We start from the raw sequence: 306 nt of genomic DNA on the forward strand, positions 1-306 counted from the left end.
GAAGTTTTCATGTTGTCGCAGTAAAGGATGGTGGAGCTATGCGGGATCGAACCGCAGACCTCCTGCGTGCAAGGCAGGCGCTCTCCCAGCTGAGCTATAGCCCCATCGTGGTCATCTCTGTACCGGTAATTTTTTCTGAGGCAAGGCGTGGTGACACGAAGCATACTGAAGTATGTGAGTGTCGCCGCAACGCAGCATCAGTAAAAATTTGGTAGGCCTGAGTGGACTTGAACCACCGACCTCACCCTTATCAGGGGTGCGCTCTAACCACCTGAGCTACAAGCCTGCAGAGATTTTTTACTGCTA

2 tRNA genes are annotated in these 306 nt (G+C 52.3%); both read right to left on the reverse strand.

Features of this window, described 5'->3' with window-relative positions:
* Positions 1-28 precede the first annotated feature (28 nt).
* Positions 29-104, reverse strand: a tRNA-Ala gene (locus K5I40_RS23810).
* A 105-nt stretch (positions 105-209) separates the two neighbouring features.
* Positions 210-286 (reverse strand) — tRNA-Ile (locus K5I40_RS23815).
* Positions 287-306: the final 20 nt, after the last annotated feature.

The organism is Leclercia sp. LTM14, assembly GCF_023736175.1.
Classification (GTDB): domain Bacteria; phylum Pseudomonadota; class Gammaproteobacteria; order Enterobacterales; family Enterobacteriaceae; genus Enterobacter; species Enterobacter barmai.